The 23519-nt window shown below is 70.8% G+C and carries 23 protein-coding genes and 1 pseudogene; 12 read left to right on the forward strand and 12 right to left on the reverse strand.

What is annotated here, in order from left to right:
- Positions 1 to 34: 34 nt before the first annotated feature.
- Positions 35 to 1474 (reverse strand): GuaB1 family IMP dehydrogenase-related protein, encoded by a 1440-nt coding sequence (locus tag E1165_RS09830; RefSeq protein WP_132389923.1) that lies wholly within the window; start codon positions 1472 to 1474, stop codon positions 35 to 37.
- A gap of 92 nt (positions 1475 to 1566) precedes the next feature.
- Complete coding sequence (locus E1165_RS09835; RefSeq protein WP_132389925.1) at positions 1567 to 3318, reverse strand: biotin carboxylase N-terminal domain-containing protein; 1752 nt, start codon at positions 3316 to 3318, stop codon at positions 1567 to 1569.
- A 132-nt stretch (positions 3319 to 3450) separates the two neighbouring features.
- Between E1165_RS09835 and E1165_RS09840 the strand changes: the two genes are divergently transcribed.
- The 3 genes from E1165_RS09840 to E1165_RS09850 all read left to right on the forward strand — a co-directional run bounded on the left by E1165_RS09840 (position 3451) and on the right by E1165_RS09850 (position 5935).
- On the forward strand, positions 3451 to 4074 hold the full coding sequence (locus E1165_RS09840; protein ID WP_243704682.1) for a PadR family transcriptional regulator: 624 nt from the start codon (positions 3451 to 3453) through the stop codon (positions 4072 to 4074).
- A gap of 127 nt (positions 4075 to 4201) precedes the next feature.
- On the forward strand, positions 4202 to 5161 hold the full coding sequence (locus E1165_RS09845) for an ATP-binding cassette domain-containing protein (RefSeq protein WP_132389927.1): 960 nt from the start codon (positions 4202 to 4204) through the stop codon (positions 5159 to 5161).
- A gap of 18 nt (positions 5162 to 5179) precedes the next feature.
- Entirely contained in the window at positions 5180 to 5935 is a 756-nt protein-coding gene (locus tag E1165_RS09850; RefSeq protein ID WP_132389929.1) for an ABC transporter permease, read from the forward strand.
- Positions 5936 to 6036: 101 nt separating this feature from the next.
- On the opposite strand, the gene E1165_RS09855 is transcribed toward E1165_RS09850, so the two are convergent.
- The 6 genes from E1165_RS09855 to E1165_RS09880 all read right to left on the reverse strand — a co-directional run bounded on the left by E1165_RS09855 (position 6037) and on the right by E1165_RS09880 (position 10691).
- Positions 6037 to 6690, reverse strand: coding sequence for an O-methyltransferase (locus E1165_RS09855; protein WP_132389931.1), 654 nt, complete (start codon positions 6688 to 6690; stop codon positions 6037 to 6039).
- Between the two features lie 9 nt (positions 6691 to 6699).
- The gene (locus tag E1165_RS09860) at positions 6700 to 7356 is read right to left on the reverse strand and encodes a nucleoside triphosphate pyrophosphatase (RefSeq protein WP_132389933.1); all 657 of its coding nucleotides are present in this window, start codon (positions 7354 to 7356) and stop codon (positions 6700 to 6702) included.
- Between the two features lie 10 nt (positions 7357 to 7366).
- Complete coding sequence (locus E1165_RS09865; protein ID WP_371687320.1) at positions 7367 to 8518, reverse strand: S8 family serine peptidase; 1152 nt, start codon at positions 8516 to 8518, stop codon at positions 7367 to 7369.
- Positions 8515 to 9915: a hypothetical protein gene (locus tag E1165_RS09870; RefSeq protein ID WP_243704683.1), complete on the reverse strand. Its 1401-nt coding sequence runs from the start codon at positions 9913 to 9915 to the stop codon at positions 8515 to 8517. The genes E1165_RS09865 and E1165_RS09870 overlap by 4 nt, the downstream gene beginning before the upstream one ends.
- A complete protein-coding gene (locus tag E1165_RS09875) occupies positions 9912 to 10367 on the reverse strand; it encodes a hypothetical protein (protein ID WP_132389935.1) in 456 nt (151 codons plus the stop codon). The genes E1165_RS09870 and E1165_RS09875 overlap by 4 nt, the downstream gene beginning before the upstream one ends.
- Positions 10368 to 10478: 111 nt before the next feature.
- Positions 10479 to 10691, reverse strand: a complete 213-nt coding sequence (locus E1165_RS09880) for an acyl-CoA carboxylase subunit epsilon (protein WP_132389937.1) — start codon at positions 10689 to 10691, stop codon at positions 10479 to 10481.
- Between the two features lie 91 nt (positions 10692 to 10782).
- On the opposite strand from E1165_RS09880, the gene E1165_RS09885 reads away from it, so the two are divergent.
- From E1165_RS09885 to E1165_RS09910, 5 genes are all read left to right on the forward strand, one after another.
- Positions 10783 to 12741 (forward strand): serine/threonine-protein kinase, encoded by a 1959-nt coding sequence (locus tag E1165_RS09885; RefSeq protein ID WP_132389939.1) that lies wholly within the window; start codon positions 10783 to 10785, stop codon positions 12739 to 12741.
- 74 nt (positions 12742 to 12815) lie between these two features.
- Positions 12816 to 13040: a hypothetical protein gene (locus tag E1165_RS09890; protein WP_132389941.1), complete on the forward strand. Its 225-nt coding sequence runs from the start codon at positions 12816 to 12818 to the stop codon at positions 13038 to 13040.
- A gap of 357 nt (positions 13041 to 13397) precedes the next feature.
- Positions 13398 to 14141 (forward strand): M50 family metallopeptidase, encoded by a 744-nt coding sequence (locus E1165_RS09900; RefSeq protein WP_132389943.1) that lies wholly within the window; start codon positions 13398 to 13400, stop codon positions 14139 to 14141.
- A gap of 105 nt (positions 14142 to 14246) precedes the next feature.
- Positions 14247 to 14738 (forward strand): SigE family RNA polymerase sigma factor, encoded by a 492-nt coding sequence (locus E1165_RS09905; protein WP_132389945.1) that lies wholly within the window; start codon positions 14247 to 14249, stop codon positions 14736 to 14738.
- Positions 14738 to 15610 (forward strand): hypothetical protein, encoded by an 873-nt coding sequence (locus tag E1165_RS09910; protein ID WP_132389947.1) that lies wholly within the window; start codon positions 14738 to 14740, stop codon positions 15608 to 15610. Before E1165_RS09905 ends, E1165_RS09910 begins: the two co-directional genes overlap by 1 nt.
- A gap of 51 nt (positions 15611 to 15661) precedes the next feature.
- Here E1165_RS09910 and E1165_RS09915 read toward each other — a convergent pair whose 3' ends face one another.
- Entirely contained in the window at positions 15662 to 17245 is a 1584-nt protein-coding gene (locus tag E1165_RS09915; RefSeq protein WP_132389949.1) for an acyl-CoA carboxylase subunit beta, read from the reverse strand.
- Between the two features lie 73 nt (positions 17246 to 17318).
- Between E1165_RS09915 and E1165_RS09920 the strand changes: the two genes are divergently transcribed.
- Both E1165_RS09920 and E1165_RS09925 read left to right on the forward strand, forming a co-directional pair.
- Entirely contained in the window at positions 17319 to 18194 is an 876-nt protein-coding gene (locus E1165_RS09920) for a biotin--[acetyl-CoA-carboxylase] ligase (protein ID WP_132389951.1), read from the forward strand.
- A gap of 168 nt (positions 18195 to 18362) precedes the next feature.
- Complete coding sequence (locus E1165_RS09925; RefSeq protein WP_132389953.1) at positions 18363 to 18935, forward strand: PH domain-containing protein; 573 nt, start codon at positions 18363 to 18365, stop codon at positions 18933 to 18935.
- Between the two features lie 70 nt (positions 18936 to 19005).
- Here E1165_RS09925 and E1165_RS09930 read toward each other — a convergent pair whose 3' ends face one another.
- From E1165_RS09930 to E1165_RS30685, 3 genes and pseudogenes are all read right to left on the reverse strand, one after another.
- Positions 19006 to 19719, reverse strand: a complete 714-nt coding sequence (locus tag E1165_RS09930) for a GtrA family protein (RefSeq protein ID WP_132389955.1) — start codon at positions 19717 to 19719, stop codon at positions 19006 to 19008.
- Positions 19720 to 19783: 64 nt separating this feature from the next.
- On the reverse strand, positions 19784 to 20374 hold the full coding sequence (locus E1165_RS09935) for a GtrA family protein (protein ID WP_371687321.1): 591 nt from the start codon (positions 20372 to 20374) through the stop codon (positions 19784 to 19786).
- A gap of 178 nt (positions 20375 to 20552) precedes the next feature.
- A pseudogene (locus E1165_RS30685) lies at positions 20553 to 20642 on the reverse strand (GtrA family protein); the annotation flags it as partial.
- A 139-nt stretch (positions 20643 to 20781) separates the two neighbouring features.
- On the opposite strand from E1165_RS30685, the gene E1165_RS09945 reads away from it, so the two are divergent.
- Positions 20782 to 22626 (forward strand): phosphoenolpyruvate carboxykinase (GTP), encoded by a 1845-nt coding sequence (locus tag E1165_RS09945; RefSeq protein WP_132389959.1) that lies wholly within the window; start codon positions 20782 to 20784, stop codon positions 22624 to 22626.
- 37 nt (positions 22627 to 22663) lie between these two features.
- Positions 22664 to 23519: hypothetical protein (locus E1165_RS09950; protein ID WP_132389961.1), on the forward strand; the 856-nt coding region annotated here is incomplete at its 3' end.

The following is a 23519-nucleotide window of genomic DNA, read 5'->3' on the forward strand; positions in this document are numbered from 1 at the left end:
GGCTGCCGGAATCGGACGGCCTGGTCGGGACCGGTCACCAACTGGTGGGCAGGGGCATCCCCTCGGTGTAGCCGGCGGTGCTCTGGACGCCGACCAGGGCACGCTCGTGGAACTCGTCGAGGTTGCGGGCGCCCGCGTAGGTGAACGCGCTGCGCACCCCGGAGATGATCTCGTCGATCAGGTCCTCCACCCCGGGACGGGTCGGGTCCAGGTACATCCGGGCGGAGGAGATGCCCTCCTCGAAGATCGCCTTACGGGCCCGGTCGAACGCGCTGTCGTCGGCGGTACGCGCGCTGACCGCGCGGGCCGAGGCCATGCCGAAGCTCTCCTTGTAGCGCCGCCCGTCCGGCTCGGTGTACAGGTCGCCCGGGGATTCGTAGGTGCCGGCGAACCAGGAACCGATCATCACGTTCGACGCCCCGGCCGCCAGCGCCAGCGCCACGTCGCGCGGGTGCCGTACCCCGCCGTCGGCCCAGACGTGCCGGCCCAGGGCCCGGGCCGCCGCCGCGCAGTCCAGCACGGCGGAGAACTGCGGCCGGCCGACACCGGTCATCATCCGGGTGGTGCACATCGCACCCGGCCCGACACCCACCTTGACGATGTCGGCCCCCGCCTCCACCAGGTCGCGTACCCCCTCCGCGGTGACCACGTTGCCCGCGGCCACCGGGACGGCCGGGTCGAGCTTGCGGACCGCCCGCAGCGCGGAGATCATCCGCTCCTGGTGGCCGTGCGCGGTGTCCACCACCAGCGTGTCCACCCCGGCCGCCAGCAGCGCCTCGGCCTTGCCGGTGACGTCGCCGTTGATGCCCACGGCGGCGGCGATCCGCAGCCGGCCCCGGTCGTCGACGGCCGGCTTGTAGAGGGTGGCGCGCAGCGCGCCCTGCCGGGTCAGCACCCCGACCAGGCGGCCGTCGTCGTCCACCACGGGGGCCAGCCGGCGCCGGCCAGCCGAGAGCCGGTCGAAACCGGTACGCGGATCGGCGTCCGCCGGCACGGTGTGCAGCTCGGTCGACATCACGTGCCGGAGCTGGGCGAAGCGGTCCACCCCGACGGTGTCCGCCTCGGTGACCACCCCGACCGGCCGGCCCGCCTCGTCCACCACGATCACCGCGCCGTGGGACCGCTTCGGCAGCAGGTGGATCGCGTCGCCGACGGTGTCGGTGGGACCGAGCGTGATCGGGGTGTCGTGGACCAGGTGCCGCCGCTTCACCCAGGCGACCACGTTGGCCACCACCTCGATCGGGATGTCCTGCGGGATCACCGCGATCGCACCGCGCCGGGCTACCGTCTCGGCCATCCGCCGGCCGGAGACGGCGGTCATGTTCGACACCACCAGGGGAATCGTGGTGCCGGTACCGTCGCTGGTGGCCAGGTCGACGTCGAGCCGCGAGCCCACCTCGGAGCGGGCCGGCGCCATGAAGACGTCGTTGTAGGTCAGGTCGTGCGCGGGAACCGCGCCGTGAAGGAACCGCACCAGGCCATCATTCCCGCTCGCGGCCGGTCCTGCCGCCGCTGGTGGTCGAAACCACCCGGCCCCGGCCCCGCGTCCGGCCCGGGGAAGGCGGTTCAGGCGATGGCGCAGATGGCCGCGCCGGCCGTGATCACCGCGCCGACCTCGGCGGCGAGGCCGCTGACCGTACCGGCCTTGTGCGCGTACAGCGGTTGCTCCATCTTCATCGCCTCCAGTACCACCACCAGGTCGCCCTCGGCGACGGTGTCCCCGTCGGCCACAGCGATCTTGACGATGGTGCCCTGCATCGGGGACGCCAGCGCGTCGCCGCTGACCGTGGCACCGGCCTTGGCGCCACCGCCCCGGCGGGCCGGCCTGCGGGCGGCGGGCGCGGCCGAGGCCGTACCCGCGCCGAGACCGGCCGGGAGGCTCACCTCCAGCCGCTTGCCGCCCACCTCGACCACGACGGTCTCGCGCTCGACCGGAGTCGCGCCGACGGCGGCGGGCGCGGTGAAGACCGGCACCGTGTTGTCGAACTCGGTCTCGATCCACCGGGTGTGCACGGTGAACGGCTCGGCGGTGAACGCGGAGTCCCGGACGACCAGGCGGTGGAACGGCAGCGCGGTGGCCATGCCCTCGACGACCATCTCGTCCAGCGCGCGGCGGGCCCGCTCGATCGCCTCGATCCGCGTCTCGCCGGTGATGACCACCTTGGCCAGCAGCGAGTCGAAGTTGCCGCCGATGACGTCGCCGGCCGAGACGCCGGTGTCGACCCGGACGCCCGGCCCGGTCGGCAGCCGCAGCGCGGTGATGGTGCCCGGGGCGGGCAGGAAGTTGCGGCCGGGGTCCTCGCCGTTGATCCGGAACTCGATGGCGTGCCCGCGCGGCGTCGGGTCCTCGGTGAAGCGCAGTTTCTCCCCGTCGGCGATGCGGAACTGCTCACGGACCAGGTCGATGCCGGCGGTCTCCTCGGTGACCGGGTGCTCCACCTGGAGTCGGGTGTTCACCTCCAGGAAGGAGATGGTGCCGTCGGCGCCCACCAGGTACTCGACGGTGCCGGCGCCGTGGTAGCCGGCCTCCCGGCAGATGGCCTTGGCGCTGTCGTGGATCTGCGCGCGTTGGGCGTCGGTGAGGAACGGCGCGGGGGCCTCCTCGACCAGCTTCTGGTGGCGGCGCTGCAAGGAGCAGTCCCGGGTGCCGACCACGATCACGTTGCCGTGCTGGTCGGCCAGGACCTGTGCCTCGACGTGCCGGGGCTTGTCCAGGTACCGCTCGACGAAGCACTCGCCCCGGCCGAACGCGGCGACCGCCTCGCGGGTGGCCGAGTCGAACAGGTGTGGGATCTCCTCCATGGTGCGGGCCACCTTGAGGCCGCGCCCGCCGCCGCCGAAGGCGGCCTTGATGGCGACCGGCAGGCCGTGGTCGACGGCGAAGGCGATCACCTCGTCGGCGTTGCCGACCGGGTCCGGGGTGCCGGGGACCAGGGGCGCGCCGGCACGCTGCGCGATGTGCCGGGCGGTCACCTTGTCGCCGAGGTCGCGGATGGCCTGCGGGGTGGGCCCGATCCAGGTCAGCCCGGCGTCGATCACCGCCTGGGCGAAGTCGGCGTTCTCCGAGAGGAACCCGTAACCGGGGTGGACGGCGTCCGCGCCGGACCTGCCGGCGATGTCGATGAGCTTGTCGATCCGCAGGTAGCTGTCGGCGGCGGTGTCGCCGCCCAGGGCGTACGCCTCGTCGGCGAGGGTGGTGTGCAGGGCGTCCCGGTCGGAGTCCGCGTAGACGGCGACGCTGCCCAGGCCGGCGTCGCGGCAGGCGCGGATCACGCGGACGGCGATCTCGCCGCGGTTGGCGATGAGTACCTTGCGCACCTTGGGGGCTCCTCCCGGGAGGTCGTTGACCGGGAGTGTATCGGCCGTGCCAGAAGCCCTAACGATCGATCAGTGTGGGATGCCGCACTGTCTGCCCGCCCTGTAGTCAAACTTGTTTATTAAGCTTGTCTGATGTCTGCGACTCGGATGATGATTCTCGGTCTGGTCCGCTGGATGCAGCCCGTGCACGGCTACGACGTGCGCCGGGAACTGCTCAGCTGGAACGCCGACAAGTGGGCCAACGTCCAGCCCGGGTCGATCTACCACGCGCTGCGCAAGCTCGCCGAGGAGGGGCTGCTGCGGGAGGTGGCCACCGAGCAGGTCGGGGCCCGGCCGGCCCGCACCACGTACGAGGTCACGCCGAAGGGTGAGGACGAGTTCGAGACGCTGCTGCGCGGTTTCTGGTGGCGGCTGCACGAGGTGCCCGACCCGTTCGCGGCGGCCTTCTCCTTTCTGCCGGCGATGCCGCCCGAGGAGGCGTCGGCCGCGTTGCGCAACCGGGCCACCCAACTGCGGGCGGGGGTCGAGTGGATGCGGGCCTCGTTGCAGTCGGATTGGATGCGGGAGGCCAGGCCGGTGCACGTGGCCTGGATGTTCGAACTCTGGTCGGACCGGGCAGAGGTGGAGATCGCCTGGTGCGAGCGGGTCGCCGAGCGGCTCGACTCCGGGGTGTCGTACCTGCCCGCGGGGCTGGAGCGCGCGCCGGGATGGTCGGGTTGGCGGGAACGGCTGCCGCCACGGGACGAGGGCGCGTAATATTCAATGTTGACCAGAAGAGTTATATCGCGTTAGCCTGCTGCCGCACAGCACGGGGGAACGCGCCGTCCGGCGTCGTGCCCGGGGGAGGGTCGGTGCGCCCGGCCCTGGACGACCAGGAGCAGAAATGATCGAGACCAGAGGGCTGCGGAAATCGTTCCGCTCCCGACAGGGTCGGGAGACGAAGACCGTCGACGCCGTACGCGGGGTGGACCTGAAGGTCACCGAAGGGGAGATCTTCGGGTTCCTCGGGCCCAACGGCGCCGGCAAGACCACCACCCTGCGGATGCTCGCCACGCTGATCGAGCCGGACGGCGGCGAGGCCACCATCGCCGGGGCCGACCTGCGTGAGGATCCGGCCGAGGTACGTCGGCGAATCGGCTACGTCGCCCAGGGCGGCAGCACCTGGGAAGAATCCACCGCCCGCGAGGAACTGGTCCTCCAGGCCCGGATGTACGGCATCCGCAAGGCCGACGCGCACCGCCGTGCCGAACGGGCCCTGGCCGCCTTCCAGCTCACCGAGTACGCCGACCGCAAGTGCAAGACCTACTCCGGCGGTCAGCGGCGACGTGTGGAGATCGCTCTCGGCATCATCCACGAACCGAAGATCGTCTTCCTGGACGAGCCGACCACCGGCCTCGACCCGCAGAGCCGCGCGCACATGTGGGACGAGATCCGCCGGCTGCGTATCGAGGGGATGACCGTCTTCATCACCACCCACTACCTCGACGAGGCCGACGCGCTCTGCGACCGGATCGCGATCATGGACCATGGCGAGGTGGTCGCCGAGGGCACCCCGGCCGGGCTGAAGCGCGAGATCTCCGGCGACGTCGTGCTGGTCGGCCTCGACCTGGCAGCCACCCCGCAGGCCGCCCAACTGCTCGACAGCGAGGAGTACGTCACGAAGCTGGAGACCGTCGACGAGGGCGGCCTGCGCCTCCACGTCGACGACGGGGCCGTCGCCATCCCGCGGATCCTGCGCCGCGTCGACGCCGCCGGGCTGCCGCTGGCCTCCATCGAGCTGCACCGGCCCAGCCTCGACGACGTCTTCCTCACCAAGACCGGCCGCTCGCTGCGCGAGTCCTGACCAACCGGAGACCTCACGATGAAACTCGCCCGCGACACCTGGCTCATCTTCCAGCGCCAGTTCCAACTGCTGCTGCGCAACCCGGTCTGGGTCCTCGTCGGTGTCTTCCAGCCGGTGATGTACCTGCTGCTCTTCGCCCCACTGCTCAAGCCCGCACTGAACGCCCCCACCCAGGCGGAGGCGTACAAGATCTTCGTCCCCGGCCTGCTGGTGCTGTTGGCCATCTTCGGCGGACTCTTCCAGGGCTTCGGCCTGATCGCCGAACTGCGCGCCGGGGTCATCGAACGGTCCCGGGTCACCCCGGTCAGCCGGCTCGCCCTGCTGCTCGGCCGGTCCCTGCGCGACGTCGTCTCGCTGATCGCGCAGGCCGTCATCATCACCCTGCTGGCGTTCCTGTTCGACCTGCGGGTCTTCATCGGCGACCTGCTGCTGGCGTACCTGATGCTGGCCCTGATCGCGCTGATGACCTCGGCCGTCTCCTACGGCGTCGCCCTCAAGGTCAAGAGCGAGGACGCACTCGCCCCGCTGATGAACACCGTCGCCCAGCCGGTGCTGCTGCTCTCCGGCATCCTGCTGCCGCTCACCTTCGCCCCGGGCTGGCTCCAGGGCGTCGCCGAGTGGAACCCGTTCTCCTGGGCGGTCGACGGCACCCGGGCGCTGTTCGCCGGTGACCTCGGCAACGACAAGGTCTGGCAGGGGCTGGCCATCATCGCGGTGCTCGCCGCCGCCGGCGTCTTCTGGGCCGCGCGACAGTTCGCCCGCACCGTCCGCTGACGAGGCGCCTCCACCCTCCGGCCCGGCGATGACCGACTCCGGTTGCGCCATACGGCGGTTGCGCCATGGCGGTCAGCCCGCCATGGCGCAACCGGAGTGGATCAGAGAACCCGGGCCAGCGTGACGCCGTCGGCGATCGGCAGCATCACCGTCTCGACGCGGACGTCGGCCAACACCTGGTCGTTGAAGGCGGCGATCGCCCGGTCGCCGGCGTCACGCGGGGCCAGCACCCGACCGTCCCGCAGCGTGTTGTCCACCGCGATCACTCCGCCCGGCCTCATCCGGGGTACCAGCTCGTCCCAGTAGATCGGGTAGCCGGTCTTGTCGGCGTCGATGAAGGCGAAGTCCAGGTGCCGCTCCAGGGGCAACTCCCGCAGTGTTTCTCCGGCGGGGCCGATGCGCAGTTCGATCCGGTCCGCGACGCCCGCCCGCTTCCAGTACCGCCGGGCGATGCCGGTGTACTCCTCCGAGATGTCGAAGCAGGTCAACCGACCGTCCTCGGGCAGGCCGCGGGCGATCGCCAGCGAGGACAGGCCGGTGAAGGTGCCCACCTCCACCGCCCGCCGTACGCCGAGGACCCGGGTGAGAAAGGTGAGGAACGCGGCCTGCTCCGGCGCCACCTGCATCACCGCGTCGTCGGGTAGGGCGGCCAGGGTCTCCTCGGCCAGATCGCGGACGATCCCGTCCGGCGCGGAACCGTGCGCGACGAGGTAGGCGTGTAGCTCCGGGGTCAGCGGTAGCGGCTTGGTGGTCATGACCGGACGTTAGCCGAGGCGCTCGATGTCCTGGCCGCCCGGCGCGGCCTTGGACCAGAGTTCGGTGATGCCGATCTCCAGTTCCCTGAGCAGGCGGCGCAGCAGCGGCAGCGAAAGACCCACCACGGTCCCCGCATCACCCTCGATCCCGGTCAGGAACGCCCCGCCCAGTCCGTCGATGGTGAACGCGCCCGCCACCGCCAGTGGCTCCCCCGTCGCCACGTACGCGGTGATCTCGTCGTCGGTGACGTCCGCGAAGTGCACGACCGTCGACGCGACCGCCTCCGCCCGGGAGTCCCGCGTGAGGTCGATCAGGCAGTGACCGGTGTGCAGCACCCCGCTGCGCCCCCGCATCCGTCGCCACCGGTCCGTCGCGTCGGCCGCGTCCGTCGGCTTGCCCAGGATCTCCCCGTCGAACTCCAACACGGAATCACAGCCCAGCACCAGCGTGCGCTCCTCAGGGAGCGGACGTAGCCGGCCGAGCACCGCCTGTGCCTTCAACCGGGCCAGCTCCAGGCACAACTCTTCGGCCCGGTCGCTGACCACCTGGGACTCGTCGACGCCGCTGACCAGCACCTCCGGTTCGATACCGGCGGCCTGTAGGAGCTTGCGGCGGGCAGGACTCTGGGACGCGAGAACGAGACGCAACGTCAGGGAGTTCGGCACGAAGCCGACGCTACCGGCTGATCCGGGGCGGCGGGTCATCGGCACGTCGACGCCGACGCCAAACCCAGTAGCCGCCACCTGCTGCGACGAGCACGCCGAGCGTGACGAGCCCACGAGCGGTCGAGCCGTCGTCGCCTGCCTCAGGGGCCCCCACAGCCGGGGAGTCTGTGGACGGTGGAGTGACCGCCGACGACTCGAAGCCCAGCGGAGGGACGTCTGCGGTGAGCGCCGCCACGATGTCGATGACGCCATAGCCGTACTCGTCGTCCCGCCCGGGTGGGCCCTTGTCGACAGCTGTCGCGGTGAGCCGATGCGCGACCTCAGCGGCGGGCAGGTGAGGGTACCGGGAGCGGATCAGCGCTGCAGCCCCGGCAACAATGGCAGTGGCATCCGAAGTGCCCGTTGCCCTCGAATATTTGGCATCGTAGCTCGTACTGAAGATGTCAACAGCCGGAGCTGCTATGTCTACCTCGGGGCCAGTCGTCGATATCGTAGCTCGATGACCGAACCTATCTAGTCCGCTCACTGCGATCACTCCTGTTTCGCTTGCTGGATAACCAACCGAGCGATCCCTTGGCAGATTTCCTGCTCCAGAAACAACCACAATATCGGAGGCGATTGCCCTGCGCACGGATCGAACTAGCTCAGGGGTGCTACCGCCGGCCGAAGACACACTAATAATCCCTACTTCCCGGGAGACTGCGTAGTCGATGGCCGCAGCTAGGTTCTCTGGGCTTCCCTCCCCGTGTGGGGGCGAGCTGTAAATCGGGAGAACCTTCGCCTTGGGGGCGATTCCGAGAGCGCCGCGACTGTTTGGTTGGCCATGAGCTGCAACTATCCCCGCCATTGATGTGCCATGGCTGTTGATGTCTCGTCGACCGTCGCCATTTCCGCCAGGGATGATATCTGTACCTGCAAGAAGATTGTTTTCTAGGTCGGGGTGCGGAGCTACCCCGGTGTCTGGGATTGCTACCACTACGCCAAGGCCCTGGGATATCTTATGTGCTTCAGTGATGTTGAGAAACTTAAGGTGCCATTGGTCGTTGCGAATCCTGTCTGCGCCGCTCGGATGATACGATCCCAATGATGGGTTAATGCTTAGGGTGCTCGATGTCAGGGCAACGCCAAGAAGACTGGCGATTTGCCGTAAGGTCCCTCTCACCGATCCAAGCCAATAGCCGGGCCTGGATCAGTGAGGCCATCGTCCTCCGGTGGCATGACTACCGGCTTCACCCCTTCGTCTGTCTTCCAAGGGCCGTCTGGATCCCAACGACGGTCCTTCTCGTTGCCATTGCGGCTTTGTGGGCGGGTGTGTGGCGTTGCTCCAAGGCTATTAACGCCGGAGGTGCCCGGGCTGCCGCCCAGAGGGGAGATTCCATGGGTGCCGTTCAGTGGGCTTAAACGTCCGCCCCCTGGTCGAGAGCCGGCACCGCCAGTGGGAGAGGTGCCGGCGGCGCCGCCTCCAATCATGCCGCCGATCGGGTTTACCCGTCGCGGCTGCGCCATTCCGCTGGGCGGACCCAGTCCCATTCCGGGTGTTCCGCCTATCAGGCCACCAGGTGGCATCGCTTTAGACGAGATGTTGTGCTGGGATCGGCTCGGCTGGCCACTAGTCGGATGAGTGGCGGCCCCGTTGCTTCCTGGTGATGCTCTGAATGAGCCCTTACCGTTGGTTGCGCCAGGTGTACCTGGCAGGAGAGGGGGGCCGGCGCTTGGCGTTGGCCCACTGGCCGTGGGAGTGGTGGTGCCGGTCAGCGTGTTACTTGTGGGGGATGGGGCAAGCCCTGGTCCGACTCCGCCGAGTACCGGCCCGGCAGTTGGGGCGGTTGGTGCTGGCATGGTTGTCGTTGCCGAGGGCACCCGGGTTTTGACAGATGCTCGGGTGGAGGTGGCCATCGGAATAGGAACAATAGGTGGAATTACGGGAACGTCGGAGGATCCGAGAGCGTAGACATCCGGATCGCCCTCATGGATTGGCTTTCGGGATTGCACCACCGGAGGTTTCTGGAGCATGACCTGGGCCTGCTGGAGTTCGCCGCTCAACCCCGCCATGATCCCTCGGGCTTGGCCGTTGAGCTGCTCCAACTCCCCGTCGGTCACCGGCGGCGTTGTCGTCCGGTTGCCGGCCAGCGCCTTCGGGTCGGCGATCATCGCCTCGTACGACCGTTTCTGCGCCAGCTTCGACGCGTACTGCTCGTAGAGCTTCTTCAGCCCCGGACGGGCGCTGTCGATGGCGCGGGTGGCTGCGGCGAGCGCGTCGTGGTTGGCGGCGGCGGTGTCGTGGGTACGTCGTACCTTCTCGATGAGCTGGTCCAGTTCGGCCAGGTACGCGCGGGCGGCGGGGCTGGTCTCGGGCGGCCACGCCTCGGCCAGGCCACGGCGGTACTCGTGCAGCCGCCGCAGGTGGGCCATCGCGAGGTCGCAGATCTTGCGCCAGCCGGTCACCTGTTTCCAGTGCCCCTGGGTGTCGTGGTCCTGAAGGCACGCCCACATGCTGAGCACGTCCATGAGGTGCCAGTCGGTGAGGCCGGACGTCCGGCCGCCGCCCCGTTCGATCACGGCAGCACCACCGGCCCACCGTTCCCCGGGCTGTTCGGATCGACCAGCCGGAGGCGGGGATCCGGCCCGGCGGCGTACGGGCGGGCGAGTGCCGCCTGCACGTCGCCGACCCTGGCGGCGGCGAAGGCGTCCGTGCCCTCGTACCGGCTGGCGATGTCGCCGGCGGCCGAGGCGAGGTGGCCGGTGGCCCCGCCGAGGCCCCACACCAACTCGGCGGTGGCCTGCTGGGTCTCGTGGTGCGCCCGCAGGAACTGCACCAGCTCGATGAACGCGTCGCACGGGTCCGGAATCGCAGCGGTCATGTCGTCGGCGATGTAGGACAAGTGTGGCGCGTAGTTGCGTTCGACCTCGGCCTGGAGCCGGTCGGCGAACTCGCGCATCTGGCGGATGTCGGCCTCGATGCCACCGTAGCCGCGCAGCCAGGAAGCTGGGCGGTCCTCCTCAGGGATCATCGATCCTCCCTACCCGTCACGGCCCCGTTCCCCAGAGTGAGGTTAATCGCTGTCCGCGATCTCGGCAGCCCCCACGGGGAGTCACCAATCGGACCGTTTACCCGAGAGAAGTCAGCGGGGCAGGCCGGAGGCGCGCCACGCGCCGGGACCGGCGACGGTGTTCGCGGCGGCCGCGCGGGCGCTGCGGGCCCAGGCGGAGCTGGTCGGCGGGGCGGGCACGGCGGCCGGCCGGGACCGGGCGACGACCACGCCCACCAGCGCGGCCAGTTCCTCGGCGGTCGGGATTCCCCGGACGACCCGGAACAGTGGCTCTTCGGCAGACATGCGGTCAGCGTACGCGTCGTGAAGTTGACCTGCGCCGCACAGTGGCGTGCCGGCGGTGTGCGTGTTGTCGACGCCGGGTACCGTCTCAGCGATGTCTGACGCGCCTTCCCAACTCGTCGCTGACCGTTACCGGCTCATCTCGCCGCTCGGTCAAGGTGGCATGGGTCGGGTGTGGAAGGCGCGGGACGAGGTGCTGCACCGGGATGTGGCGATCAAGGAACTCGTCCCGCCGCCCAGCCTGACCAGCGACGAGCGCCGCGAGATGCGGGAGCGGTCGCTGCGGGAGGCCCGGGCCATCGCCCGGCTCAACCACATCAACGTGGTCCGCATCTTCGACGTGCTGCGCACCGACGGCGACCCGTGGATCGTGATGGAGTACGTCGCGTCCAAGTCCCTACAGGACACTCTCGCCGAGGACGGCCCGGTGCCGCCGGCCCGCGCGGTGGCGATCGGCCTGGGTGTGCTGGGCGCGCTGAAGGCGGCGCACAAGGCCGGCGTGATGCACCGGGACGTCAAGCCGGGCAATGTGCTGCTCGGCGACGACGGCCGGGTGGTGCTGACCGATTTCGGTCTGGCGACCATCCCCGGCGACCCGAACGTGACCCGCACCGGCATGGTGCTCGGCTCGCCTGCGTACATCGCGCCGGAACGGGCCCGCGACGGCACCGCCGGGCCGGAGGCCGACCTGTGGTCGCTGGGCGCGACGCTGTACGCGGCGGTCGAGGGGAAGTCGCCGTACGCCCGGCCGTCGGCGATCGCCACGCTGGCGGCGCTGGCCACCGAGCCGCTGCCGCCGCCGAAGAACGCCGGCCCGCTCAAGCCGGTGCTACAGGGCCTGCTCCGCAAGGACCCGAAGGACCGGATCACCGCCGAGGTGGCCGAGCGCCTGCTGCGCCGGGCCGCCGGCAAGCGCGCCAAGACCATCTCGTTGCTCGACGGCGTACGCCGGCCCGGGCCGAACGGTCCACGTGAGCCGCGCCCGCCCCTGGTGCCGGCGCCGCGACCCGGGGGGAAGTCCGAGCCGACGCCGACGCCGCCCGCCCCGCGTACCGCGAAGACCGCCGCCGCGGCCGTCGGCAAGGCCGCCACGGACTCGGGTGAGACCGGCCCGGACTCGGGCAGGACCGGGACGGCCGCCCCGGACGACGCGACCGCCAAGGTGCCGGCGTCCTCGGACGCCGCGCCGACCGCGAAGATCGACGACCCGAAGCCCGCCGCGAAGGTCGACCCACCGAAGCCGGCCGCCGAGCCGACCGGCGAGGCCGGGGCCCCACCCCCTGCCGATCCCACGGCCGTGCTGGCGGCTCCGGTGAGCCCCGCGCCGCCCGCCGGGCGCGATCCCGGTCCGATGTACGACGGGACGAAGCGCGGGCAGCGCAAGCGCAACCTGCTGATCGGCGCGGCGGTGCTGGTGCTGCTGCTCGGCCTCGCGGGGCTGGTGCCCGTGTTGACCAGCCGCGACGACCCCGACAACGAGCAGGCCGGCCCGACCGGCGCCGCCACCTCGTCGGCCGCGCCCGCGCCCACCTCGGCTGCCGCCCCGCCGCCGGCGACCAGCGCCGCGCCCAGCCCGACCCCGTCGGCTTCCCCGTCCACCGACCCGGACGCGCTGCCGGCCGGTTGGACCCTGCACCGCGGGCCGACCTTCACCATCCCGGTCCCGCCCGGCTGGCAGGTCGCTCGGACGGGTTCGGACCTGGTCGTCTTCTTCCAGCGCAACGGCGTCGGCGAGATGATCGTGCAGTGGACGAGCGACCCGCAGCCGGACGCGGAGGCGGACTGGCGATCCCAGGAACCGAACCGGAAGAGGCTCGTCCGGAACTACCAGTTCGTCAGCATCAAGTCCTGCGAGTGGTACCGAACCTGTGCCGACTGGGAGTGGCGGGAAACCCGGGACAACACCCGCATCCACGTCCGCAACCGAGGGTTCGTCACCGCCAGCAACCGTGGGTACGCCATCCGGTGGGAGGTCGCGGAGAAGGACTGGCAGGCCCAGCTCGCCACCTTCGACCAGATCGTCAAGGGGTTCCAACCCGACCGGAAGAACTGACCACCGCGAATCCCACTCGCATGACTCTCCGCCGGGCGGGGTACCTGTTCTCCGACGACGGAGGGAGGTGCGACATGGGACGCCGACGTGGGAATCACCGTCCCCGGATCGCGCTGTGGACGCTGGTGCTGCTCGCCGACATCATCCTGCTAATGGTCAGCGCCGGATTGTCGGGACCGGCCGCGCTGGTCGCCGTCGTGGCGGTCACCGCCACCGGGGTCGCCGCCTGGCGGCTCGCCCGGCATCCTGCCCTGAGCCGTGCGGACGCCGTGCCGGTGGTCACCCGGCGGCAGGCCTGAACGGGCATCGCGGACGCTGGTCCGGGGGCTGATCGGTTCGGTGAGCGCACCGGTCGGCGGCGGCGTCGTCGGGCGACACGATCTCACAGACCAGCGCGACCTCGCCGGCCTCGACCGCGGTGCCCTCGTCGTCGGTGTCGGCCACCACCACTCGGGAATCGCGATCCGGTTCGGCCCGGGACGGACGTTCACCGCCCCGAACACCAGCAGGCCGTCGGCCGCGGGCGATGCGGTTGGCCAGCAGGCGAGACACCAGCTGATGGCGTTTGCTTGGAGCACGTTCGCCACCTGCTCAGCTTCACACGAACGAGGTCATGCCGGCCGGCGGCACAGCTCAGCGCGGTAGGCTCCCCGCCCATGGTGTCGATCGACGGGCTGGGCGACCTCTGGGACAGGCTCCTCAGCGCCCAACCTGATCCCCCGCCGCTGCTCGTACTGATCACCGCCCTGGTGGCCCTGGCGGTCGTGTCCGCCCGGCTGCCCTGGCGGGTCGCCCGCAACGCGGTGACCATCGCCCACGAGGGCGGGCACGCCCTGGCGGCGCTGCTCACCGGCCGCCGGCTGCACGGCATCCGGCTGCACTCGGACACCTCCGGCCTCACCCTCTCGGCCGGACGTCCCACCGGCCCCGGCATGATCGCCACCCTGCTCGCCGGGTACGTCGCGCCGTCGCTGGTCGGACTCGTCGGTGCGTGGCTGCTCGGCGGCAACCGGATCACCCTGCTGCTCTGGATCACGGTGGTGCTGCTGCTGGCCATGCTCGTGATGATCCGCAACGTGTACGGGGTGCTCTCCCTGCTGGTCACCGGCGGTGTCGTGCTCGCCGTCTCCTGGTACGCCTCCCCGCAGACCCAGGCCGCGTTCGCCTGGACCTCGGTCTGGTTCCTGCTGCTCGCCGGCGTACGGCCGGTCGTCGAGCTGCGACGGGTGCGCAGCCGGGGCCGGATGCCCGAGTCCGACGCCGACCAGTTGGCCCGCCTCACCCCGTTCCCGGCGCTGTTCTGGGTCGCCGTCTTCGGCCTGGTGAACCTCGGGGCGCTGGCGATCGGGGCGGCGTTGCTGGCCGGCCCGATCCTCACCGAGGCCGGCCTCGTCCCCTGAGCCGGCGCCCCGCCCCGAGAGGCCGGCGACGCGCACGAGATTCCCGGCAACCGGACGGGGCCCGCCAGGCGTGTCCACTGCGATCGCCACGGGGGAGGTAGCAGGGTGCCGGACGTCGACGGGTTCGACGAGTTCTACCGGGGCAGCCGACAACGGTTGCTCGGCTTCGTCTACGTGCTCACCGGCAACCTGGCCGAGGCCCAGGACGCCGTGCAGGAGGCGTACGTGCGGGCCTGGCAGCGCTGGTCGACGGTGCGCGGGTACGACGACCCGGAGGCGTGGGTGCGGGTGGTGGCGAGCCGGATCGCGGTCAGCCGTTGGCGGAGCCTGCGCAGCCGGACGAAGGCGTACCTGCGGCACGGGGCGTCGGAGAGCGTGCCGGGCCCCAGCACCGACACCGTCGCGGTGGTCGCCGCGCTGCGCCGGCTCCCCGAGGAGCAGCGTACGGCGCTCGCCCTGTACTACCTGCTGGGCATGCCCGTGGCCGAGGTGGCCCGGGAGACCGAGGCGCCGGTCGGCACGGTCAAGGCCCGGCTCTCCCGAGGGCGGGCCGCGCTGGCCGGGCTGCTCGCCGTCACCGACCTGGGGGAGGCCTGATGTCCGAGGACCTGGACCTCGTGGAGCGGATGCGCCGGGAGTTGGCGGCCGTCCAGTGGGCCGAACCGGCGCAGCTGCGGGCCCGGGCCCGGCGGCGGTCCCGACGTGCCGTGCTGATGTCGGCGACGGCCGTGCTCGTGGTGGCGTCGGCCGCCGGCCTCGCGGTGTCCGGGCCGCCGTCGCCACGGCAGCCGACCGTGACCCCGGCGGTGGCGGCGTCGCTCGCGGTGTCGCCGGCCCCGCCCCGGGCGGAGATCCCGCTGGATGTCCTTCTGCGACCGGGCGACCTGCGCAGGCGGACCGCACCGCCGCTGACCGAGTCCGGCCTCGCGGAACCGGTCGTCCTCGACGGCGCCCTCGGCAGGTGCCTGCGCGAACGAGACAACTGGACGGGCTGGACGGTCTCCCGGTACTCCCGGTCGCAGAGCGTGCAGTTGGCGTCCAGCCGGACCGGGGCGAGGAACGGCCTGTACCTGACGCAGAACCTCTACCGGCTCCGCCCCGAGACGGCCTCCCGTTTCCTGGTTGACGTCGACCGGTGGGTGCGGGTGTGTGCCCAGTGGACCACGCCCGTGGAGCCCGCCCCGACGGGGTGGACGGCCGCCGTGGTGCGGCACCGGTGGGAGGTGACGGCGCGGGCGTTCACCGGTGACGAGGCGGTGCTGTTGCGGCAGACCGTGTACCCGCCGGTTGAGGACGGGAGCGCGACCGCGTCGCGGAGCGCTCCGGTCCGGTCGACCCAGGCCATCGTCCGGGTCGGTGACCTGGTCACCGTCGTGTCGTTGTGGACCGACGGCGACGAGCAGGAGCTGCGTCGGCTTGCCGGAGTCGCCGCCGCGCGGATGTGCGACGCGGCCAACCCGGGCTGCTGACGGCGATGTCCCCGCGACCGCGGCGGACGCGGGGACGTCGTCCGCCCGCCGCTACAGGGGGATGTTGCCGTGCTTCTTCGGCGGCAGGGTCTCCCGCTTGGTCCGCAGCACCCGCAGCGCCCGGACGATCTGGGTACGGGTCTCGTGCGGCGGGATGACGCTGTCGACGTACCCGCGCTCGGCGGCGATGTACGGGTTGGCCAGGGTGTCCTCGTACTCGGCGACCTTCTCGGCCCGGACGGCGGCCGGGTCCTCGGCGGCGGCCAGCTCCTGCCGGTAGAGGATGTTCACCGCGCCCTGCGCGCCCATCACCGCGATCTGCGCGGTCGGCCAGGCGAAGTTCAGGTCCGCCCCGAGGTGCTTGGAGCCCATCACGTCGTACGCCCCGCCGTACGCCTTGCGGGTGATGACGGTGACCTTCGGGACGGTGGCCTCGGCGTACGCGTAGATGAGCTTCGCGCCACGGCGGATGATGCCGTCCCACTCCTGCCCGGTGCCGGGCAGGAAACCGGGAACGTCCACGAAGGTCAGCACCGGGATGTTGAAGGCGTCGCAGGTGCGGACGAAGCGGGCCGCCTTCTCGCTGGCGGCGATGTCCAGGGTGCCGGCGAAGTGCATCGGCTGGTTGGCGACCACACCCACCGGGCGGCCCTCGACCCGGCCGTAGCCGACGATCAGGTTCTGTGCGTAGAGGGGCTGGACCTCCAGGAACTCACCGTCGTCGAGGACGTGCTCGATCACCCGGTGCATGTCGTACGGCTGGTTGGCCGAGTCGGGGATGAGCGTGTCCAGCTCCCGGTCGGAGTCGGAGATGTCGAGGTCGGCGGGGGCGTCGTACACGACCGGCTCGTCGAGGTTGTTCGACGGCAGGTACGACAGCAGCGCCTTGACGTACTCGATCGCGTCGTCCTCGTCGGCGGCGAGGTAGTGCGCGTTGCCGCTGCGCGAGTTGTGGGTACGGGCCCCGCCCAGCTCCTCCATCGCGACGTCCTCGCCGGTGACGGTCTTGATGACGTCCGGGCCGGTGATGAACATGTGCGAGGTCTGGTCGACCATCACGGTGAAGTCGGTGACCGCCGGGGAGTAGACCGCGCCGCCCGCGCAGGGACCCATGATCAGCGAGATCTGCGGGATGACGCCGCTGGCCCGTACGTTGCGGAAGAAGATCTCGCCGTACAGGCCGAGGGAGGCGACGCCCTCCTGGATCCGCGCTCCGCCGGAGTCGTTGATGCCGATGACCGGGCAGCCGATCTTCATGGCCAGGTCCATCACCTTGACGATCTTCTCGCCGAAGACCTCGCCGAGGGAGCCGCCGAAGACGGTGAAGTCCTGGGCGAAGACGCAGACCTGCCGGCCCTCGATGGTGCCGTAGCCGGTGATCACACCGTCGCCGTACGGGCGGGTCCGCTCCATGCCGAAGTTGGTGGACCGGTGCCGGGCCAGCTCGTCCAGTTCCACGAAGGACCCGGTGTCGAGCAGCAGCTCGATCCGTTCCCGGGCGGTCTTCTTGCCCCTGGCGTGCTGCTTCTCGACCGCGCGCGCCGAACCGGCGTGCACCGCCTCGTCGACCCGTCGCTCCAGGTCCGCCAGCTTGCCCGCCGTGCTGTGGATGTTGATCCCGGTCTCGGTAGTCACCCAGGGAATATAACGATGGTTCAGCCCGCCGCCGCTGTGCAGTTCGCCTCAGTGCCGCCCGTAGGCTGGCGGGATGCCGGGTTCCCCGTACACCGATCTGGACCGACCGCCACTGTCGGCGGCGCGGCTGGCCCGCGCGCTGACCGCGCCGCACGGGCCGTGGCGCAGGCTCGACCTGCGGGTCGAGACGGGTTCCACCAACGCGGACGCGGCGGTCGCCGCGCGGGCGGGCGAGCCGGAGGGCCTGGTGGTGGTCGCCGAGCGGCAGACCGCCGGGCGGGGTCGGCGGGGCCGGGTGTGGCAGTCGCCAGCCCGGGCCGGCATCGCGACCAGCGTCCTGCTGCGGCCCGGGGAGGCGGTGGCGGAGCGCGGCTGGCCACCGGCGTCCGCGACAGGGTACGGCTGGCTGCCGTTGCTGGCCGGGGTTGCCCTGGTGGAGGCGGTGACCCGGCTGGCCGAGCTGGAGGCCGGGCTGAAGTGGCCGAACGACCTGCTGGTCGGTGAGGCGAAGTGTGGCGGCATCCTGGCCGAGGCGGTGCCGGGGGCGGCGCCGGGGCAGCCGCCCGCGATCGTGCTCGGCATCGGCCTGAACGTCACGGTGCGCGCCGACGAGCTGCCGCAGAACCCGACCGGGCTGCCCGCGACCTCGCTGAGCCTGGCCGGTGCCGCCGCCACCGACCGGGATCCGTTGCTGCGGGCCCTGCTCCGCTCGCTGGCCGACTGGTACGACCGCTGGCGGACCGCGGGCGGCGACGCGGTGCACAGTGGCCTGCGCGACGCCTACCTGGCGTCCTGCGCCACGCTCGACCGGCAGGTGCGGGCGTTGCTCCCCGACGGCACGGAGTTGGCCGGCCGCGCCACCGGCGTGGACGTCGACGGGCAACTCCTGGTCGACACGCCGGCAGGCCGCCGCCCGCTGTCCGCCGCCGACATCCTGCACCTTCGCTGACCATCCCCTCGTCCTGCTGATCTCGCGAGTCGGTGGAGCGTTTCGTCCGGATCGGCACCGCCAACGTCATGGTCGGCCGCACTGGTGGCGGGATTGTGTCGCGCGGCTGATACGGGAAGGCACGCAAGTGGTTAGGGTCAGGCGTCCGGTTCCGCCGAGGAGGTTGTCGTGGCGTTCCCCGAGGATGTGCTCACCCAGGACGAGCACGTCGTCCTGCACCTGCACCCGCACTGGAAAGCGCTGGTGCGCCCCGTCCTGGTGCTGCTGTTGGGCGTCGCGGCGCTCGTGGCGGCCTGGGTCCTGCTGCCCGAGGGCGACGGCGGGACGATCACGCGTTACCTGCTGACCGGGCTGGTGCTGGCGCTGGTGCTGTGGTGGGCGCTCTGGCCGTTCCTGGTCTGGCGCACCACGCACTACCTCTTCACCGACGAGCGGGTGCTGCTCCAGCACGGCGTGCTCGCCCGGGAGCGACGCGATCTCCCGTTGGCCCGGATCAACGACCACTCGATGAGCCAGCGCTTCCTCGAACGGCTGCTGGGCTGCGGCACCCTCACCATCGAGTCGGCGGGTGAGCGCGGCCAGTCGGTGCTGCTCGACGTGCCGCAGGTCGGCAAGGTCCAGACCAGGCTCTACGAGCTGGTCGAGACCCACCACGACCGGCACTCGCTGGGCGACGGCGAGCTGCGCGAGATCCTCACCGACATGCGGGACGGCAAGCCCCTGGCCGACCCCGCCCCCTGACCGCGCCCTCGGGGACATCCGGGGGCGCCGCCTTGTGCAGGGCAGCCGGCCCCGTCTCGACGCCGGGTGGTCAGCGGCGGGGTCGGCGTGTGCCGGCGTGCAGCTCGGCAGCCAGTTCGGCGTCCAGGTCGGCGCTCACGGCGCCGCCGAGGCCGGCGTCCAGCGCCGCCGGTCGGACCTTCGGTTGCGGGAAGATCGGTTCGGCGGCGGTCGCCGGCTTCCGCCGGTCGTGTGGCTGGGCTTCCTCCAGCTCGGTGACCGACTCGGCCAGTTCGGCGACCGGGTCCATCTCGGCCATCGTGTCCCACTCGTCGCGGGGCAGGTTGTGCCAGGTCTCCGCGGCGTGCGCCGGGACCGGCTGGAAGACGAAGGTCCGGTACGACCAGAAACGGAACAGCGTGGCCAGCAGCACGCCGCAGGTCTTCGCCACGTTGAGCGCGAGCAAACCGTGTACACCGAGGCCGTACTTGGCGACGGCGAGGACGCCCAGCTCGATCAGCAGGCCCGCGCCGTTGAAGAGGAAAAACAGGACGTACTCCCGCTGAACCGCTGCTTTCGGGCGATCCCGGTACGTCCAGTGTCGATTCATCAGATACGACGTGATCGTGGCCACGATGGTCGCGATGACCGTCGCCTTCAGTTGACCGTCGACAAAAACGGTGAGTGCGAGGGCGTTGAACACCGCGTAATTGATGACGGTGTTGACGCCTCCGACGATGCCGAATTTGAGCGCCTCGTGGATGAACTTCTGCCAGCGCTCGGGCAGCAGACGGACAAGACGCATACGGAACACCTTAGGGCAGTGGTCGGGAGCCGGCGGATCCCGGCCGGACGGGATGGGCGGTAGGTCACGCCCTCGGCGGCGGGTCGTCCACCGCCTCCGGAACCGGGGGGATTCCCGCTTCCACGAAGACGAACCGTCGATACGACCAGAACCGGAACAGCGTCCCGAGGCCGGTGCCGACGACGAAGCTGGCGATGTTGTCCGCCAGCGCGGTCTGGAACACCCCGGGCCAGATGCTGCCCAGGCCGTACCGGCTGATCGCCAGGCAGGCCACCGCGATGCCGAGGCCGACCGCGTTGAAGAAGAAGAAGAGCGCGTACTCCCGGGCCGGGTGGGAGCGCAGCCGGTGGCGCCACGTCCAGAACCGGTTGCCGAGGAAGGCCAGGGTCGCCGCCACCACCGTCGAGATCGTCTTCGCGGCGACCGGCGGGACGCCCCGACCGGTCGCCAGGTAGTTGAAGAGGGCGAAGTCGATGAGGAACGCGATGCCGCCCACGGTGGCGAACTTGCTCAGCTCGCGGACGAGGTGACCGAAACGGTCCAGCAGTGCGCTGACCAGACCCGAGGGGGTCTGCGGAGGCCCTGGTTGGCCTCCGGTCGTCGTCACGGCCACCCGCCGAGCGTACCGGTTGGGAGCTGTGCGGACGCGGAGCAACCGCGAGCCGTCCGGGGCGGACACACGCCACGCGGTCCCGGAGCGACCGGGGTGGCGGACGGTGGGTGTGGTGTCACTCCTCGCGCTGCTTCCGTGCTCCCTCGGGGCGCGATGGGCGACGCCGTCACGGGAGTCCGGTTCCTCCGTTCGTTCTCGTCGTACCTGAGAGGTGACAACAGTTAACCGCAGGATTTGCGTGAAACTGCGCGGCGAAGCGGGTATTAGCTCGCGATGCCGCAACCGGGCCGTACCTTGTGCAGTTCTTCACAACCAGTCCCACTGACTGAAAGCTCTGCCCGGTTTACGCTGAGCGCAATCCCAGGTTTCCACGAAGGCGACGCGGCCCGCGTCCGCCGAGACTCGTGCATCCCATAGATCGGTCAGCGTCGACCACGAGGAGATGTGTCATGGTTGCTCCGGCTGTTGTGCGGGGTATCGATCAGGCCCCGACGACCCACCCCAAGCTGCTCGCCTGGGTCAGAGAGATCGCGGAACTGACCACCCCCGACCGGGTGGTGTGGGTGGACGGGTCCGACGAGGAATGGCGGCGCCTCACCGACGAGCTTGTCGACAGGGGGACGCTGATCCGGCTGAACCCCGAGAAGAAGCCCAACTCGTTCTACGCGCGGACGGACCCGACGGACGTCGCCCGCGTCGAGGAGCGCACCTTCATCTGCTCGGTGGACGAGGCGGACGCCGGCCCCACCAACAACTGGATGGCGCCCGCCGAGATGAAGCGGACGATGACGGAGTTGTACCGCGGATGCATGCGCGGGCGCACCATGTACGTCATTCCGTTCTGCATGGGTCCGGTCGAGGCCGAGAAACCGATGTTCGGCGTCGAGATCACCGACAGCCCGTACGTGGTCGCCTCGATGCGCATCATGACCCGGATGGGGGCGAAGGTCCTCGAGGCGATGGGCGACGACGCCGACTTCGTGCACGCGCTGCACTCCATCGGCGCCCCGCTCGCCCCCGGCCAGCAGGACGTGGCCTGGCCCTGCAACGAGACGAAGTACATCTCGCACTTCCCGGAGACCCGGGAGATCTGGTCCTTCGGCTCCGGCTACGGCGGCAACTCGCTGCTCGGCAAGAAGTGCTACTCCCTGCGGATCGCCAGCGTGATGGGCCGGGACGAGGGCTGGCTCGCCGAGCACATGCTGATCCTCAAGATCACTTCGCCGGAGGGCCGGATCTACCACATCGCCGGCGCGTTCCCGTCGGCCTGCGGCAAGACCAACCTCGCCATGCTGGAGCCGACCATCCCGGGCTGGAAGGTCGAGACCATCGGCGACGACATCGCCTGGATGCGGTTCGGCCCGGACGGGCGCCTCTACGCGATCAACCCGGAGTACGGCCTCTTCGGCGTCGCGCCGGGCACCGACTGGAAGACCAACGCCAACGCGATGCGGACGCTGGAGCGCGGTAACTCGGTCTTCACCAACGTGGCCCTCACCGACGACGGCGACGTCTGGTGGGAGGGCATGGGTGAACCGCCGGCGCACCTGACCGACTGGAAGGGCAACGACTGGACGCCGGAGAGCGAAGGGCTCTCCTCGCACGCGAACAGCCGGTTCTGCACCCCGATCACCCAGTGCCCGATCCTGGCCGAGGACTACTTCGACCCGAACGGGGTGCCGATCGACGCGATCCTGTTCGGTGGCCGCCGCCGGGACACCATCCCGCTGGTCACCGAGGCCCGCGACTGGGTGCACGGCGTCTACCTGGGCGCCACGCTCTCCTCGGAGACCACCGCCGCCGCCTCCGGCGCGGTCGGCGTGGTCCGGCGGGACCCGATGGCGATGCTGCCGTTCATCGGCTACCACGCCGGCGACTACTTCCGGCACTGGATCGAGATGGGCAAGGGCGTCGACGGCGACGAGTCGAAGCTGCCCAAGATCTACTACGTCAACTGGTTCCGCAAGGACGCTGAGGGCGACTTCCTCTGGCCCGGCTTCGGCGAGAACTCCCGGGTGCTCAAGTGGATCATCGAGCGGATCGAGGGCCGGGCCGAGGCCGTCGAGACCCCGATCGGCATGGTCCCGGCGCAGGACGCGCTCGACGTCGAGGGCCTGGACATGACCCCCGAGGACGTCCGGATCGCCCTCAAGGTCGACCCGGACGAGTGGCGCGAGGAACTCCCGCTGGTCACCGAGTGGTTCGAGAAGTTCGGCGACAAGCTGCCGGGCGTTCTCTGGGCCGAGCTGGACGCGCTGCGCGCCCGGCTGGACGCGGAGCAGCCCCGGAGGTAGGTGTGACGGTTGCCCGTACCGGGCACCATCGGATCCCATGAGGACGGCCGCCGTGACCCCGCAGGTCCGGCGGCCGTCCGCCGTCCGGGCGCTGACCACGCTGCTCGCCGCCACGGCCGCGGCCACCGTCGTGGTCGAGCTGCTCAACTGGTGGTACGCCCCGGAGCAGGAGTTCGGGCTGGCCGTACGCACCGGTTGGGCGATGCTGCGCTCGCTCGGCTTCCTGGTGCTGATCGGACACGTCAACCGTGGTCGTGCCGTGGCGAAACCGTTCGGGCTGATCCTCGCCGTGACCACCGTCTTCGCGGTCGGCCGGCTGGTGGTGCCCCGGGAGGGGGTGCCGCCGCTGCCCGGCCTGCTCGGCTTCGCCCTGCTCGCCGCGCTCTGCGCGGCCGTGGTCTGGCTGCTTCACCGCTCGGACGCGGTCGCCGGGCACCTGGTCCGGCACCGCAGGGGGCTGGTCCTCACCGGCGGGACGATCTCCTGGCGGGAGGTCGCGCCGAAACGGCCCGCGGCCAGCGGTTGGCTGCTCAGCAGTCGGGTCGCCGCCTTCACGTACAGCCCGCTGATGCTGGTGCCGGCACTGGTCGCCGGCGCTGCCGTCCTGGACAACCGGCTGGCCGCCGTCCCGGCGGTGCTGTTCTGGTTCCTCGCCGGCATCGCGGTCAGCTACCTGGTGCTCTTCTGCACCGCCTTCCTGATGCGCGGCCGGCGCTGGGCCCGCACGTTGCTGGTGGCGATCACCCTGGGCGTGCTCGCCGTCGACCTGCCGCTGTGCTGGTGGCTGCTCGGCGTCGACGGGCTGGTCCGCGACGGCGCCCCGCTCGCCGCCGCCGCCGTCCTGGCGCTGTACGGCCTGCGCCGCGCCACCCGCGCCGAACCCGCCCCAACCC

The organism is Micromonospora sp. KC723 (assembly GCF_004348595.1).
Taxonomy (GTDB): Bacteria; Actinomycetota; Actinomycetes; order Mycobacteriales; family Micromonosporaceae; genus Micromonospora.